13 protein-coding genes are annotated in these 13,821 nt (G+C 69.7%); 7 read left to right on the top strand and 6 right to left on the bottom strand.

Translation table 11 applies throughout. The features are described from left to right. Positions 1-73: 73 nt before the first annotated feature. Positions 74-376 carry an I78 family peptidase inhibitor gene (locus QBJ89_RS07230; RefSeq protein WP_277979850.1) on the bottom strand — a complete coding sequence of 101 codons (303 nt, stop codon included), beginning with the start codon at positions 374-376 and terminating at the stop codon, positions 74-76. Continuing rightward, on the bottom strand, positions 373-1,548 hold the full coding sequence (gene rnd / locus QBJ89_RS07225; RefSeq protein WP_277979849.1) for a ribonuclease D: 1,176 nt from the start codon (positions 1,546-1,548) through the stop codon (positions 373-375). The genes QBJ89_RS07230 and rnd overlap by 4 nt, the downstream gene beginning before the upstream one ends. Before the next feature lie 173 nt (positions 1,549-1,721). Between rnd and aspS the strand changes: the two genes are divergently transcribed. After that, complete coding sequence (gene aspS / locus QBJ89_RS07220) at positions 1,722-3,545, top strand: aspartate--tRNA ligase (RefSeq protein ID WP_277979848.1); 1,824 nt, start codon at positions 1,722-1,724, stop codon at positions 3,543-3,545. 154 nt (positions 3,546-3,699) lie between these two features. On the opposite strand, the gene QBJ89_RS07215 is transcribed toward aspS, so the two are convergent. Continuing rightward, positions 3,700-4,329, bottom strand: a complete 630-nt coding sequence (locus QBJ89_RS07215; protein WP_277979847.1) for a carbonic anhydrase — start codon at positions 4,327-4,329, stop codon at positions 3,700-3,702. Positions 4,330-4,383: 54 nt separating this feature from the next. Between QBJ89_RS07215 and lipA the strand changes: the two genes are divergently transcribed. Further along, positions 4,384-5,304, top strand: coding sequence for a lipoyl synthase (gene lipA, locus QBJ89_RS07210; protein ID WP_277979846.1), 921 nt, complete (start codon positions 4,384-4,386; stop codon positions 5,302-5,304). Next, complete coding sequence (locus QBJ89_RS07205; RefSeq protein WP_277979845.1) at positions 5,291-5,785, top strand: type II toxin-antitoxin system RatA family toxin; 495 nt, start codon at positions 5,291-5,293, stop codon at positions 5,783-5,785. The genes lipA and QBJ89_RS07205 overlap by 14 nt, the downstream gene beginning before the upstream one ends. Here the strand turns inward: QBJ89_RS07205 and QBJ89_RS07200 are convergent. From QBJ89_RS07200 to QBJ89_RS07190, 3 genes are read right to left on the bottom strand one after another with little or no spacing between them, the layout of a single operon-like run. Beyond that, on the bottom strand, positions 5,713-6,249 hold the full coding sequence (locus tag QBJ89_RS07200; protein WP_277979844.1) for a CinA family protein: 537 nt from the start codon (positions 6,247-6,249) through the stop codon (positions 5,713-5,715). The genes QBJ89_RS07205 and QBJ89_RS07200 overlap by 73 nt on opposite strands. After that, positions 6,246-6,785 carry a hypothetical protein gene (locus tag QBJ89_RS07195; protein ID WP_277979843.1) on the bottom strand — a complete coding sequence of 180 codons (540 nt, stop codon included), beginning with the start codon at positions 6,783-6,785 and terminating at the stop codon, positions 6,246-6,248. The genes QBJ89_RS07200 and QBJ89_RS07195 overlap by 4 nt, the downstream gene beginning before the upstream one ends. Next, entirely contained in the window at positions 6,782-7,909 is a 1,128-nt protein-coding gene (locus QBJ89_RS07190) for a bifunctional 2-C-methyl-D-erythritol 4-phosphate cytidylyltransferase/2-C-methyl-D-erythritol 2,4-cyclodiphosphate synthase (protein WP_277979842.1), read from the bottom strand. Before QBJ89_RS07190 ends, QBJ89_RS07195 begins: the two co-directional genes overlap by 4 nt. An 81-nt stretch (positions 7,910-7,990) precedes the next feature. Between QBJ89_RS07190 and dusB the strand changes: the two genes are divergently transcribed. The 4 genes from dusB to QBJ89_RS07170 are packed head-to-tail and all read left to right on the top strand — an operon-like array spanning position 7,991 to position 13,815. Then, positions 7,991-9,004 (top strand): tRNA dihydrouridine synthase DusB, encoded by a 1,014-nt coding sequence (dusB, locus tag QBJ89_RS07185; RefSeq protein ID WP_277979841.1) that lies wholly within the window; start codon positions 7,991-7,993, stop codon positions 9,002-9,004. Then, a complete protein-coding gene (locus QBJ89_RS07180; protein WP_277979840.1) occupies positions 9,001-10,062 on the top strand; it encodes a two-component system sensor histidine kinase NtrB in 1,062 nt (353 codons plus the stop codon). Before dusB ends, QBJ89_RS07180 begins: the two co-directional genes overlap by 4 nt. Then, positions 10,059-11,513, top strand: coding sequence for a nitrogen regulation protein NR(I) (gene ntrC / locus QBJ89_RS07175; RefSeq protein WP_277979839.1), 1,455 nt, complete (start codon positions 10,059-10,061; stop codon positions 11,511-11,513). Before QBJ89_RS07180 ends, ntrC begins: the two co-directional genes overlap by 4 nt. Positions 11,514-11,565: 52 nt before the next feature. Then, positions 11,566-13,815 (top strand): sensor histidine kinase, encoded by a 2,250-nt coding sequence (locus tag QBJ89_RS07170; protein ID WP_277979838.1) that lies wholly within the window; start codon positions 11,566-11,568, stop codon positions 13,813-13,815. The last annotated feature ends 6 nt before the right edge of the window (positions 13,816-13,821 follow it).

The raw sequence follows: 13,821 nt of genomic DNA, 5'->3' as shown, positions 1-13,821 counted from the left end.
CCACTAAGTGCGCGGCACGGTGGATCCCGGAGTAAGTCCGGGACGACGGCAACGGGGGCAGGATGGCCAGCCCTCAGCCGCAGCTCAGCTTGACGATCGTCCCACTCGCGTCGGTTTCCACGTTCAGCCGATCGGCGCGATAGTCCATGGTCAGCGCGTCGCCGGTGGCATAGCGCCGCACCGTGCGCGCGCCGCTCAGCCGCTGCGCCTCCGCCAGCGACGCGTCCGCCGCGCGCCCGACCAGCGCTGCCGCGGCGTCGGCGTCGCAGCGCGTGCCGGGCGCCTCAGCGCTCGCGACCGGCGTAGGGGCGGCCGGCTTGGGCGCGCAGCCCGCCAGCGCGACCAGCAGGACGGACGCGGCCGCGACCCGGCTCACGCCGCCGCCTCGGTCCGCGTCATCTTGAGCTTGCCGCCTTGCACCGCGAAGCCGAGCCGCCCCTCGACGAGGTCGAGCGCGTCGTGACCGAACTGGTCGTAGCGCCAGCCCTGCAGGATCTGCAGCCCGTGCCGTTGTCCCGCCGCGAGCGCCTCCAGCTCGTCGCCGCGCGCGAGCAGCCGCGGTGCCACGTCGATGTCGCGCGCGCGGATCTTGAGCAGCAGCTTGAGCAGATCCGCCACCAGCGCGCCCTCGCGGCCGAGCCCGGGCTTGCGATCTTCGCGCGGCGGCAGCTCGTCGTCGGGCAGCGGCCCTGCCGCCTCGATCGCCGCCATCAGCCGCGCGCCGATGTCATTGCCCGCCCAGGTCTGCGACAGGCCGCGCACCTTGGCGAGATCGATCTGCTTGCGCGGCGGGTGGCTGGCGAGATCGGCCAGCGTCTCGTCCTTAACGATGCGGCCGCGCGGCAGGTCCTTGGTCTGCGCCTCCAGCTCGCGCCAGCGCGCGATCGCCTTGAGCCGGCCGAGCACCTCGGGCTTGCGGCTCGACACGCGGACGCGCTTCCACGCCACGTCGGGGTCGTTGGCGTAATTGGCCGGATCGGCGAGCCGCTCCATCTCCTGGTCGAGCCATGCGCCGCGGCCGGTCTTGCGCAGCCGCTCCAGCATCTTGGGAAAGATGGCGGCGAGATGCGTGACGTCGCCGATGGCATATTCGATCTGGCGCGCGTCGAGCGGGCGGCGCGCCCAGTCGGTGAAGCGTGCGCCCTTGTCGACCGAAATGCCGAGCCAGCTGTCGACAAGGTTGGAATAACCGATCTGCTCGCCCTGGCCGAGCGCCATCGCCGCCACCTGGGTGTCGAACAAAGGGTGCGGGGTCTTGCCGGTGAGATTGTAGATGATCTCGATGTCCTGCCCACCGGCGTGGAAGACCTTGAGTACGTCCTCATTGTCGACCAGTAGGGCGAGCAAGGGCGCGAGGTCGATGCCCGGCGCCATCGGGTCGATCGCCGCGGCCTCCTCGGTGTCGGCGATCTGAATCAGGCAGAGCTCCGGGTAATAGGTGCTCTCGCGCATGAACTCGGTGTCGACCATCACGTACGGCGCCTCGCTGAGGCGGGTGCAGAGATTGGCCAGCGTCGCGCTGTCGGTGATCAGGGGGTGAACGTGCATAAGCGCCTGCCCATAGCCGGGCAGGCGCGGGTTGACAAAGAGGGTAATGACGCGAGAGGGCGGCGACCATCCGACAACCGCCGTCGCGGCGCGTCGAAGGCCGCCGTGCCGTCGCTTCCCGCGGCGCCGGCGCCCGGAGCGAAGCGCGGCGCCGCAGCCAGAGTTTCCGCCCCATGCACGCCTATCGCTCCCACACCTGCGCCGCGCTGACCGCCGACGACGCCGGCCAGACCGTCCGCCTTTCGGGCTGGGTGCATCGCAAGCGCGACCATGGCGGCGTGCTCTTCGTCGACCTGCGCGACCATTATGGCGTCACCCAGATCGTCGCCGACAGCGACTCGCCCGCGTTGGCGCTGCTCGAGGGCATGCGGGTCGAGTCGGTGGTCACGATCGACGGCGAGGTGAAGCGACGCAGCGAAGCAACCGTGAACGGCGCGCTCGCGACCGGCGAGATCGAGGTCTATGCGCGCGCGGCGACGGTGCAGAGCGCCGCGGCCGAGCTGCCGATGCCCGTGTTCGGCGACGCCGAATATCCGGAGGAGATCCGGCTGCGCAACCGCTACCTCGACCTGCGCCGCGACAAGCTCCACGCCAACATCATGCTGCGCTCCAGCGTGATCGCCTCGATCCGTCGCCGCATGGTGGAGCAGGGCTTCACCGAGTTCCAGACCCCGATCCTGACGGCTTCGTCGCCCGAGGGCGCGCGCGACTATCTCGTGCCGAGCCGAGTGCATCCGGGCAAGTTCTACGCGCTGCCGCAGGCGCCGCAGATGTTCAAGCAGCTGCTGATGGTGGCGGGCTTCGACCGCTATTTCCAGATCGCGCCCTGCTTCCGCGACGAGGACGCGCGCGCCGATCGCAGCCCGGGCGAGTTCTACCAGCTCGACTTCGAGATGAGCTTCGTCACGCAGGACGACGTCTTCGCCGCGATCGAGCCGGTGCTCCACGGCGTGTTCGAGGAGTTCGCCGACTGGCAGGGCAAGGGCCGCACCGTCTCGGCGCTGCCGTTCCGCCGCATTCCTTACCGCGAGTCGATGCTCAAATACGGCAACGACAAGCCCGATCTGCGCAACCCGCTGATCATCAGCGACGTCGGCCAGCAGTTCGTCGGCTCGGGCTTCGGCCGCTTCGCCTCGATCGTCGAGGCCGGTGACGTGGTACGCGCGATCCCGGCGCCGAACACCGCCGACAAGAGTCGCAAGTTCTTCGACGACATGAACGCCTGGGCGCAGGGGGAAGGCTATGCGGGACTCGGCTATGCCACGCGCAAAGGCGGCGAGTGGGGCGGCCCGATCGCCAAGAACCACGGCGAGGAGAAGATGAACGCGCTCGCCGACGCGCTTGGGCTCGGGCCGGACGACGGGCTGTTCTTCGCTGCCGGCAAGGAGGCGCAGGCGGCCAAGCTCGCCGGGCTGGCGCGCACCCGCGTCGCCGACCAGCTCGGGCTGATCGACACGTCACGCTTCGAGTTCTGCTGGATCGTCGACTTCCCGATGTTCGAGTATGACGAGGAGAGCAAGAAGGTCGACTTCAGCCACAATCCCTTTTCGATGCCGCAGGGCGAGCTGGAGGCGCTGGAGACCAAGGACCCGCTCGACATCCTGGCCTATCAGTATGACATCGTCTGCAACGGCATCGAGCTGTCGTCGGGTGCGATCCGGAACCACCGGCCGGACATCATGTACAAGGCGTTCGAGATCGCGGGCTATACCAAGGCCGACGTCGACACCAATTTCGCGGGCATGATCAACGCGTTCAAGTTCGGTGCACCGCCGCACGGGGGGTCGGCGCCGGGGATCGACCGGATCGTGATGCTGCTCGCCGACGAGCCCAACATCCGCGAGGTGATCGTCTTCCCGATGACGCAGAAGGCCGAGGACCTGATGATGGGCGCGCCCAGCTTCGTCTCGGCCAAGCAGCTGAAGGAGCTGAACATCAAGGTGACCGCGGAGCTGCCGAAGGATAAGGACGCGCTGGTGGCGCCCAAGGCGGGGTGAGAGCGTTCAGCTAGTGCCTGTTCCCCAGCGAAGGCCGGGGCCCAGTTGAGAGAGCCGTGGAGAGTTTCATCAACGGCCCCGAACTGGACCCCGGCCTCCGCCGGGGAACAGAAGAGGGTGGGGGCGCCCACTCACGCGTACGCCCCTAACCTGATCACGCCGGCTCGAAGTGGCCGTCGTCCTGCAACACGCGCAGCTTGCCGTCGGCGATCGCGAACACCGCGCCGTGCAGCCGCAGCTTGCCCGCCTCGACCCGCTCCTGCACGAACGGGAAGGTCATCAGGTTCGCAAGCGAGACCTTGACGCCCTCCTGCTCCAGCGCGGTCTGACCCTCAGGCCCCTGGCCGTGCTCGTGGATCACCTTCTCGCGCGCGTCGTCGAGCAGGTCGATCCAGTCCGCGACGAACCCGCCATAGCCCGGCTCCGCGCCCTTGAGGTCGCCCGACAGCGCCGCCTTGACGCCGCCGCACGCGCCGTGGCCGAGCACCAGGACTTCCTCGACCTGCAGCACGGTGATCGCGAACTCGAGCGCGGCCGAGACACCGTGGCGCCCGCCCCCCTTCTCGAACGGCGGCACCAAAGCGGCGACGTTGCGGACGACGAAGACCTCGCCGGGACGGCTGCCGAAGATGGTGGCGGGATCGACCCGGCTGTCCGAACAGGCGACGACCATCACCTTGGGCGACTGCCCTGCGGCGAGCTCGGTCCAGCGCTCGCGCTCCTCCAGCCACTCGTTGCCGCGAAAGCGATAATAGCCCTCGACCATATCGTTAAACTTGCTCATTTGTCAGATACCCTTCCGTTGTTTCGAAGACGGCCAGCCGCTATCTGCGACGGCATGAACGAGATGACTCCGCTTTCGGCTCCGACGCGCCAGCGCAAGCCCGACTGGATCCGCGTCAAGGCGCCCACCAGCGAGGGCTTCGCCGCCACGCGCGCGCTGATGCGCTCGAAGAGCCTCACCACCGTGTGCGAGGAGGCCGCCTGCCCGAACATCGGGGAGTGCTGGACCAAGAAGCACGCGACCGTGATGATCCTCGGCGACACCTGCACGCGCGCGTGCGCCTTCTGCAACGTCAAGACGGGCATGCCGCGCGCGGTCGACCCGATGGAGCCGCAGAATGTCGCCGACGCCGCCGCGCAGATGGGCCTGGAGCATATCGTCGTCACCTCCGTCGACCGCGACGACCTGCCGGATGGCGGCGCGCGGCAGTTCGTTCGGGTGATCGACGCGATCCGTCGCACCAATCCGACGACGACGATCGAGATCCTCACACCCGACTTCCGCAACAAGCACGAAGCCGCGGTGGAGGCCATCGTCGCGGCGCGTCCAGACGTGTATAATCACAATCTGGAAACCGTGCCGCGGCTCTACCCGACGATCCGGCCCGGCGCGCGCTATTACGCCTCACTGCGGCTGCTGGAGAGCGTCAAGAAACTCGACCCCTCCATCTTCACCAAGTCGGGCATCATGCTCGGGCTCGGCGAGGAGCGGCTCGAGGTCCATCAGGTGATGGACGACATGCGCTCGGCCGACATCGATTTCCTGACGATGGGCCAGTATCTCCAGCCGACCCCGCGCCACGCCAAGGTCGCCGAGTTCGTGCCCCCCAAGGCGTTCGACGCTTACGCCGCGATCGCGCGCGCCAAGGGCTTCCTGCTGGTGGCATCGTCGCCGCTGACGCGCTCGAGCTATCACGCCGGCGACGATTTCGCGAAGATGCGGGCAGCGCGCGAGGCCAAGCTTGCCCAAGCATAGCGAGACCCGCCGGCTGCCCTACAGCCCCGAGCAGATGTTCGACCTGGTCGCGGACGTGCGCCGCTACCCGGAGTTCCTGCCGTGGGTGACCGCGATGCGTGTGCGCCGCGACGGCGACAGCGAGACGCTGGCGGACATGATCGTCGGCTTCAAGGGACTGCGCGAGACCTTCACCTCGAAGGTGGCGAAGATGCGGCCGGACACGATCCGCGTCGAGTACGTCGACGGACCGCTGAAGTACCTTCACAACGACTGGCGCTTCCGCCCCGACGGGGAGGGCGGCTCGCTCGTCGACTTCACTGTCGACTTCGCCTTCAAAAACCGCATGTTCGAGATGCTCGCCGGGCAGGTATTCGGCGTCGCGCTGCGCAAGATGATCGGCGCGTTCGAGGAGCGCGCGCGTGCGCTCTACGGCGACTCGTCGGCGGGTTCTTCCTCGGGCTCGGGCAGCAGCAGCTCGAGCGCGCACAACGCGGCCTGAAGCCGCACCCCGGCGCGCCCGAGATCGCCGAAGAAACGCTTGTCGGCGACCACGTTGGCCGGGTCGCCGGCGCGCTCGGCGCGGGCGAACACCACGGTGCCGACCGGCTTCTTCTCGGTCCCCCCGCCCGGACCCGCGACGCCGGTGATCGCCACCGCGACGTCCGCCGTGGACTGCGCCAGCGCGCCTTGCGCCATACTCCACGCCACCGCGATCGAGACGGCGCCGAAGGTGTCCAGCACGTCGCCGCTCACCCGTAGCTGGCGCTGCTTGGCCTCGTTCGAATAAGTGACGAAGCCGGCGTCGAACACGTCGGACGAGCCCGCGATCTCGGTCAGCGCGGCGGAGACAAGCCCGCCGGTGCAGCTCTCCGCCACCGCGACGCGGCGCCCGGCGGCGCGATTGGCCTCGATTACGCGGCGCGCCGCGTCGACCAGCTGCTGGGGAAGGACCTCGTCGCTCACGGCGCGGTCGCCGCGGCGCAGACCGGCAGGTCGGGGATGGCGTCGCGCTTGCCCTTGTTCTTCTCGGCCTTGAGATATTGCAGTGTCGCGACGACGATGCCCGCGGTGTTGCGCGCCGGCAGCGGCTCGAGCAGCGTCACCAGCCGGTCGAGTGTCCCGCAGTCGCCGGGCTGGATCCGCCCGGTGATCTGCGGCGCGAAGAGCGAGGTCAGCATCGGGCGCGCATAGTCGCTCAACAGCAGCAGTTCCACTGCCGGGTCGCTGAGCTTGGCGATGGCGGTGCGCGCCGCGGGCCAGACCCGGTCAGCCTCGCGATCGTATTTCTGGAGCAGGGCGCTGTCCGACTTCCGCAGCAGGCTGGAGGCGGGCAGCGCAGCGCAGACGCGGCCGGCGTCGCGGATGATCTCGGGCATGGCGACCAGCGCGATCGACTCGGCGTCGGTGCTTGACAGGCAGCGGTCCTGTGCGGCGGCGGGCGGCGCGGCGAGGAGCGCGACGCCGGCCAGCACGACGGGGAGCGAGGGAAGACGGTTCATGCGACGAACCCGCCCGGCAGCGTCACGGTCGCGACCGCCTGCGCGGCGATGCCCTCGCCGCGTCCGGTAAAGCCGAGTCGCTCGGTGGTGGTCGCTTTCACGCTGACCCGATCGGTCGAGAGCCCGAGAAGTTCCGCGATCCGAACCTGCATCGCGGCGCGATGCGGGCCGATCTTGGGCGCCTCGCACATCAGGGTGAGGTCGACGAAGGTGATCCGCCCGCCGCGCGCCTCGACCATCGAGCGCGCGTGCGAGAGAAACTGTCCCGATTCGGCACCGCGCCAGCGCGGATCGCTTGGCGGGAAGTGCGTGCCGATGTCGCCCGCCGCGATCGTGCCGAGCACCGCGTCGGTGATCGCGTGAAGCGCGACGTCGGCGTCGCTATGTCCGGAGAGACCCTGGTGGTGCGGGATCAGCACGCCGCCGAGCCACAGTTCCTCGCCGTCCTCGAGCCGGTGCACGTCGAAGCCGCTCGCCGAGCGGGTCTCCACACCGACGCGCGCGGCCGCGGCGGCGAAATCGGCGGGGTAGGTGATCTTGTCGAGCATCATGTCCCCTTCGACCTGTGCCACGCTCAGCCCGAGCGCGCGCACCATCTGCGCGTCGTCGGTCGCGGCACCGCCCTCCCATGCCGCGTGCGCCCGCGCCAGTGTGGCGGCGTCAAACGCTTGCGGCGTCTGCACGCGCGCGAGCGTCTCGCGCGCGACCGTGGCACCATCCGCCGCAACCAGCGTGTCGGCGACCGGCAGCACCGGGATCGCGCCGGGCGCGTGGTCGAGCGCGGCCAGCAGCCGGTCGATCACCGCAAGCGGTACGAAGGGGCGCGCGGCGTCATGCACCAGCACGCGCATCGCGCCCGCGGCAGCGTCAAGTCCCGCGCGCACGGAGTCGCGCCGCTCGGCGCCGCCGGTGACCCACTCGGCGCCGGGTACCGCCGCCGCGAGCTGCGCCTGCTGGCCCTCGCCGATGACGACGATGACCCGGTCAACTGCGGGATGCGCCGAGAGCGCGGCATGGCTCCACGCGACCATCGGTCGGCCGCCGACGGACGCATATTGCTTGGGCGCGGCGCTACCGCTGCGAGAGCCGCTGCCGGCGGCGACGATGAGGGCGACCGTGGTCATGGCGGCGCGCCCTAGCTGCTCCGCGTCGAGCTTGCCAGAGCGGTCCGGGTCGACTACCTGCCTATTTTTCGAGCAGCAGCGATGAATCAGCCTCTTTCTCCCCGGCTCACGCCGATCCGCATCGGTGAGGTGAGCGTCGACCAGCCGGTCGTGCTCGCGCCGATGACCGGCGTCTCCGACCAGCCGTTCCGTACTTTGGTGCGGCGCTACGGCTCGGGGCTCAATGTCACCGAGATGATCGCAAGCCAGGCGGCGATCCGCGAAACACGCCAGTCGCTGCAGAAGGCGATGTGGCATGTCTCGGAGGAGCCGGTGTCGATGCAGCTGGTCGGCTGCACGCCGCTAGAGATGGGCGAGGCGGCGCGGCTGGCGCGCGACAAGGGCGCTGCGATCATCGACATCAACATGGGCTGCCCGGTCCGTAAGGTGACCAACGGTGACGCCGGCTCGGCGCTGATGCGCGACCTCGGGCTCGCCGCGGCGATCGTGAAGGAGGTGGTCCGCGCGGTCGACGCGCCCGTGACGCTCAAGATGCGCATGGGGTGGTGCCACGACAGCCTCAACGCCGCCGAGCTCGCGCGCATCGCCGAGGACCTCGGCGTGCGCATGGTTACGGTCCACGGTCGCACCCGCAACCAGATGTACAAGGGCAGCGCCGATTGGGGCTTCGTCCGTTCGGTCAAGGAGGCGGTGACGATCCCGGTGATCGTCAACGGCGACATCTGCGGGATCGACGACGCCGAGACGGCGCTGGCGCAGTCCGGCGCAGACGGCGTGATGATCGGCCGCGGTGCTTATGGGCGACCGTGGCTGCTCGGGCAGGTGATGCACTGGTTCGCCACCGGCGAACGTCGGCCCGACCCGACGCTCGACGAACAATATGCCGTAATTTGCGAGCATTACGACATGATGCTGAGTCACTATGGCATCATCACCGGCGTCAACATGGCGCGCAAGCACATCGGCTGGTACACCAAGGGCATCCAGGGCTCGGCCGAGTTCCGCAACGCGGTGAACCAGGAGCCCGACCCAGAGCGGGTCAAGGTGATGCTCGCCGACTTCTACGCGCCGCACCGGATGCGGGACGCCGCGTGAGGTCGACGCAGCGCGGGCCGAGCGAGGCGGAGCTGCTCGCCGCGCTGCCGGTCGCGGTGCTGGTGGTTGACCCGGAGGACCGAGTCGAGCGCGCCAACGCCGAGGCCGAGACGCTGCTCAACCTGTCCGAGCGAGCGATGCGTGGGCAGACCGTCGCCGAGCTGCTCGGTGTCACCGATTCGGAGACTCGCCGTGCCGGTCACGCCTTCGCCGCCTTCGACATCGAGTTGGAGACGCGCGGCGGTGCGCGGGTGCGCGTCGACTTGGTCGAGGCCGCCGTGATCGACCAGCCGGGGTGGCGTACGATCACGCTCCACCATGCCGCCGCCTCGCGCCGGCTCGGCGTATCGGGCGACCGCGCCGCGGCGGCGCGCGCCGCGGTCGGGGCGGCGGCGATGCTGGCGCATGAGATCAAGAACCCGCTGTCGAGCATCCGCGGTGCGGCGCAGCTGATCGCCGACGGCGCCGCGCCCGATGAGCTCACCGGGCTGGTGATCACCGAGGTCGACCGGATCGCCGCGCTGATCGACCATATGGAGGATTTCACCGACACCCGGCCGCGCGAGGTGGCGCCGCTCAACATCTACCCGCTGCTCGCACACGCGCGCGGCGTGGCGCTGGCGGGGTTCGCGCGCGATATTCCGATCGAGGAGCGCTATGACCCGTCGTTGCCGCCGGTGCTCGGCAACCGTGACGCACTGCTTCAGGTGGTGCTCAACCTGCTCAAGAACGCCGCCGCGGCGTTGGGTGAACGCGGCGAGCGGCGCATCATGCTCACCACCGCCTATCGTCACGGCATCACCGTGGCGACGGGCAAGGGTCGCGAGCGGGTCGCGTTGCCGATCGAGCTGTGCGTGATCGACACCGGCTCGGGCGCGCCCGACGACATCGCCGACCATCTCTTCGACCCGTTCGTGTCGGGGCGACCCGAGGGCAAGGGGCTGGGGCTGGCGCTGGTTGACAAGCTGGTGCGCGACATGGGCGGCATCGTGCAATATGCGCGCGAGGGCCAGCCGCACCACACCGTCTTCCGCCTGCTGCTGCCGCGCGCCGCATGACCAGCGGCAAGGTCCTGATCGTCGACGACGACGACGCGGTTCGCACCGTGGTGGCGCACGCGCTGCGCCGCGCCGGTCACGCGGTGCGCACCGCCGCCAGCCTCGCCGACATGGCGCGCGAGCTGCGCACCCACCCGCCCGACGTCCTGGTGACCGATGTCGTGCTCCCGGACGGCGACGGCATCGACCATGCCGGTCGGCTCGCCACCGAGCGACCCGACATGCCGGTGATCGTGCTCTCCGCGCGCAACACGCTGACCACCGCGGTGCGCGCTACCGAGGCGGGCGCGTACGACTATATCCCCAAACCGTTCGACCTTGACACGCTGACCCGCACGGTCGCGGCGGCGCTCAAGCGCGGTGGCGCGGCGGCGGAGGACCAAGCCGCCGAGGAGGAGCAGCTGCCGCTGATCGGGCGCTCGCCCGCGATGCAGGACGTGTACCGCGTGATCGCGCGGGTGATCTCGAACGATCTCACCGTGCTGGTCTCGGGCGAGTCGGGCACGGGCAAGGAGCTGGTTGCGCGCGCGATCCACGATCTCGGCGCACGGCGCGCCGCGCCGTTCGTGCCGATCAACATGGCGGCGATCCCGCGCGAGCTGATCGAGGCCGAGCTGTTCGGGCACGAGCGCGGCGCCTTCACCGGCGCGGCGCAGCGCAGCGCCGGCCGCTTCGAGCAGGCCGCGGGCGGCACGCTCTTCCTCGACGAGATCGGCGACATGCCGATCGAGGCGCAGACGCGGCTGCTCCGCGTGCTCCAATCGGGCGAGTTCACCACCGTGGGCGGCGCGCGCACGATCCGCGCCGACGTCCGGATCGTCGCCGCTACCAACCGCGACCTGCAGCAGGCGGTCGCGGGCGGGCAGTTCCGCGAGGATCTCTATTATCGGCTCAACGTCGTGCCGGTCGCGCTGCCCGCGCTGCGCGAGCGCCGCGGTGACATCGCGGAGCTCGCGCGCCACTTCCTCGAGCGCGCCGCCGAGGCGGGGCTGCCGCGCAAGACGCTCGCTGCCGAGGCGTTCGCCGCGCTGGAGGCGCACGACTGGCCCGGCAACGTCCGCGAGCTGGAAAATCTCATGCGCCGGCTCGCTGCATTGTCGCGCGACGACCGGATAGGCGCGGCCGAGGTGGTGGCGACGATCGGTGCCGTGCCCGCTTCCGGCGCCGGCCTGCCCGAGGCGCTGCCCGATCCCGGCATCGAGGCGGCGGTCCGTGCGATGATCGAGCGGCTGGCGCGCGAGCAGCCGGGCGCGCTCGACGATGGGTCGCTCTACGATCGCGTCATCGGCGCGGCGGAGCGGCCGCTGATTGCGGCGATGTTGGCGCGGCACGGCGGCAACCAGCTGCGCGCCGCCCGCGCCATCGGGCTCAACCGTAACACGCTGCGCAAGCGGCTCGACGCGCTCGGGATCAGTCCGGGCGCGCGGGCGGCGGGATCGGACGAGCCATAAGCTCCCGAAATATGTGTTCTCTGTGCAACACCGATGTTGTAGCGGAGGAGCGATGATCGCGGGAGTCACTCCCTCCTCTTCCACCACGTCGCCCGCCCGTCGGCGGCCGACGGTGACGCCGGCGCTGGAGCTAGCGGTGCTCGCGGTGGCGGTCGCGATCGGCGTGGGTAGTTATTTCTCTGTGCGCAGCGAGGGCGGTTCGGCCGCGCTGATCGAGCCGCCGGTCGTCGCGCTGCTGCTCGTCGCCAATCTGGTCGCCGGCATCGCGCTGATGATCCTGCTGGGGCGCCGGATTGCGCTCAATCGTGCCGCGCGTTCGCCGGTGGGCGGGGAGGGGCGGCTTCATGTCCGGCTGGTGCTGCTCTTCTCGCTCGTCGCCGCGGTGCCCGCGCTTCTCGTGACGATCTTCGCGTCGCTGCTGTTCCAGTACGGTGTCCAATTCTGGTACTCGGATCGCGCTCGCGGCATGTTCGAGAACGCCGCCTCGGTGGCGCAGGAGAGCTATCGCAACGAGTCGGACCGCGTCGGCCGCGAGACGATGACGATGGCGGGCGACCTCGCCGACTATCTCCGCGCCGACCCGATCGAGAGCAAGCGGTTCGCCGCGGGTCTCGCTTATCAGCTGTACCTCCGCAACCTGTCCGAGGCGCTGATCGTCCAGCGCGGGCAGGACGGCGAGCTGCGCACCCGTGCCTTGGTCAATCCGTACGACCGACAGCTTGAGCGGGTCGTCACCATGCCAATGATCGACCAGATCGAGGGCGGGGCGGCGTCGGTGGTGGTGCGCTCGGGCGACCGCGTCGGCGTGCTGACCAGGCTCGACTATCAGCCGCACACCTATCTTTACTCGGCGCGCGTGTTCGACCCGCAGCTCGCCAACCAGCTCAACCGTGGCGGCGCGGTGCTCAACGACTATCGCCAGCTGATCGCGCGCGCGCGCTCGATCCAGCTCCTGTTCAATGCCGCATTGCTGATCGTCTCGCTGCTGATCGTCGGCGTCGCGGTGTGGATCGCGCTGGCGGTGGCGGACCGGCTGGTGCGCCCGGTCGGCGAGCTGGTCGACGCCGCACGCCGGGTGGGCGAGGGCGACCTTTCCGCACGCGTGCTCGAGACCCCCGCCCGCGACGAGGTCGGCACGCTCGCCACCGCCTTCAACAGCATGACCGCGCGGCTGGAGACGCAGAACACCGCGCTGGTGACCGCCAATACCCAGCTCGAGAACCGGCGCGCGCTGATCGAGGCGGTGATGTCCGGCGTGTCGGCGGGGGTGATCTCGATCGACTCGCAGGATCGCACGATCCGGCTGGTCAACAGCTCGGCGCAGACGTTGCTCGGGCTCGACGCGCCGCCGGTCGGTCGCGTGCTGCGGGCGGTCGCGCCTGAATTGGACGCGATGCTCGACCAGGGCGCGCGCGAGGCCAACGTCCAGCACAACGTGCAGGGCGAGATGCGCACCTTCGCGGCGCGGATCGCGCGCGACGGCACCGGGCCGATCATCACCTTCGACGACATCACGCAGCAGCTCACCGACCAGCGTCGCGCCGCCTGGGCCGACGTGGCGCGGCGCATCGCGCACGAGATCAAGAATCCGCTGACGCCGATACAGCTCGCCGCCGAGCGGCTGCAACGCCGCTACGGCAGCAAGATCGAGGCGGGCGACACCACCTTCGCGCGACTGACCGACACGATCGTCCGTCAGGTCGGCGACCTGCGCCGCATGGTCGACGAATTCTCCTCCTTCGCGCGCATGCCCAAGCCCGTCTTTCGAGAGGAAGCGCTGGTCGACATCGCGCGCCAGACGATGTTCCTCCACGAGGTTGCACATCCGGGCATCCGCTTCGTGCTTGAGCATGACGAGCCCGCGCCGACCCTGGTGTGCGACCGCCGCCAGATCGGCCAGGCGCTCACCAACATCGTCAAGAACGCGGTCGAGGCGGTCGAGGCCGCCGACATCAGCGAGGGCGCGGTGACGATGACGTTGCGAGAAGGAGAGGGCCGTGTCGTGATCGAGGTGGCCGACACCGGCGTCGGCCTGCCGCTCGAGCGCGACCGCATCGTCGAGCCCTATATGACGACGCGCGCCCGCGGCACCGGCCTGGGGCTCGCCATCGTCAAGAAGATCGTGGAGGAGCATTTCGGCACGATGACCTTCGCCGACCGCACGGGCGGCGGTACCGTGGTGACGCTGTCCTTCGACGCGTCGCTGCTCGCTCCGCTCGCGGCCGAGGATTCTCTCCCGCCCGGCGCGGGTTCCACCGACGACGATCGCACGATCGCCGCTTTGACCAGGAATCGGATCTAGACAGTT

The sequence above is a fragment of the Sphingomonas phyllosphaerae genome, from assembly GCF_029623345.1.
Lineage (GTDB): Bacteria > Pseudomonadota > Alphaproteobacteria > Sphingomonadales > Sphingomonadaceae > Sphingomonas > Sphingomonas phyllosphaerae_C.
The sequence above is the reverse complement of the archived record's forward strand: the minus strand, read 5'-3'. Positions and strand labels throughout refer to the sequence as shown.

Bases quoted from the DNA above. Each gene is read 5' to 3' on its own strand.
- rnd (WP_277979849.1), bottom strand. From the start codon at position 1,548: ATGCACGTTCACCCCCTGATCACCGACAGCGCGACGCTGGCCAATCTC.
- aspS (WP_277979848.1), top strand. From the start codon at position 1,722: ATGCACGCCTATCGCTCCCACACCTGCGCCGCGCTGACCGCCGACGAC.
- QBJ89_RS07215 (WP_277979847.1), bottom strand. From the start codon at position 4,329: ATGAGCAAGTTTAACGATATGGTCGAGGGCTATTATCGCTTTCGCGGC.
- lipA (WP_277979846.1), top strand. From the start codon at position 4,384: ATGAACGAGATGACTCCGCTTTCGGCTCCGACGCGCCAGCGCAAGCCC.
- QBJ89_RS07195 (WP_277979843.1), bottom strand. From the start codon at position 6,785: ATGAACCGTCTTCCCTCGCTCCCCGTCGTGCTGGCCGGCGTCGCGCTC.
- QBJ89_RS07190 (WP_277979842.1), bottom strand. From the start codon at position 7,909: ATGACCACGGTCGCCCTCATCGTCGCCGCCGGCAGCGGCTCTCGCAGC.
- dusB (WP_277979841.1), top strand. From the start codon at position 7,991: ATGAATCAGCCTCTTTCTCCCCGGCTCACGCCGATCCGCATCGGTGAG.
- ntrC (WP_277979839.1), top strand. From the start codon at position 10,059: ATGACCAGCGGCAAGGTCCTGATCGTCGACGACGACGACGCGGTTCGC.
- QBJ89_RS07170 (WP_277979838.1), top strand. From the start codon at position 11,566: ATGATCGCGGGAGTCACTCCCTCCTCTTCCACCACGTCGCCCGCCCGT.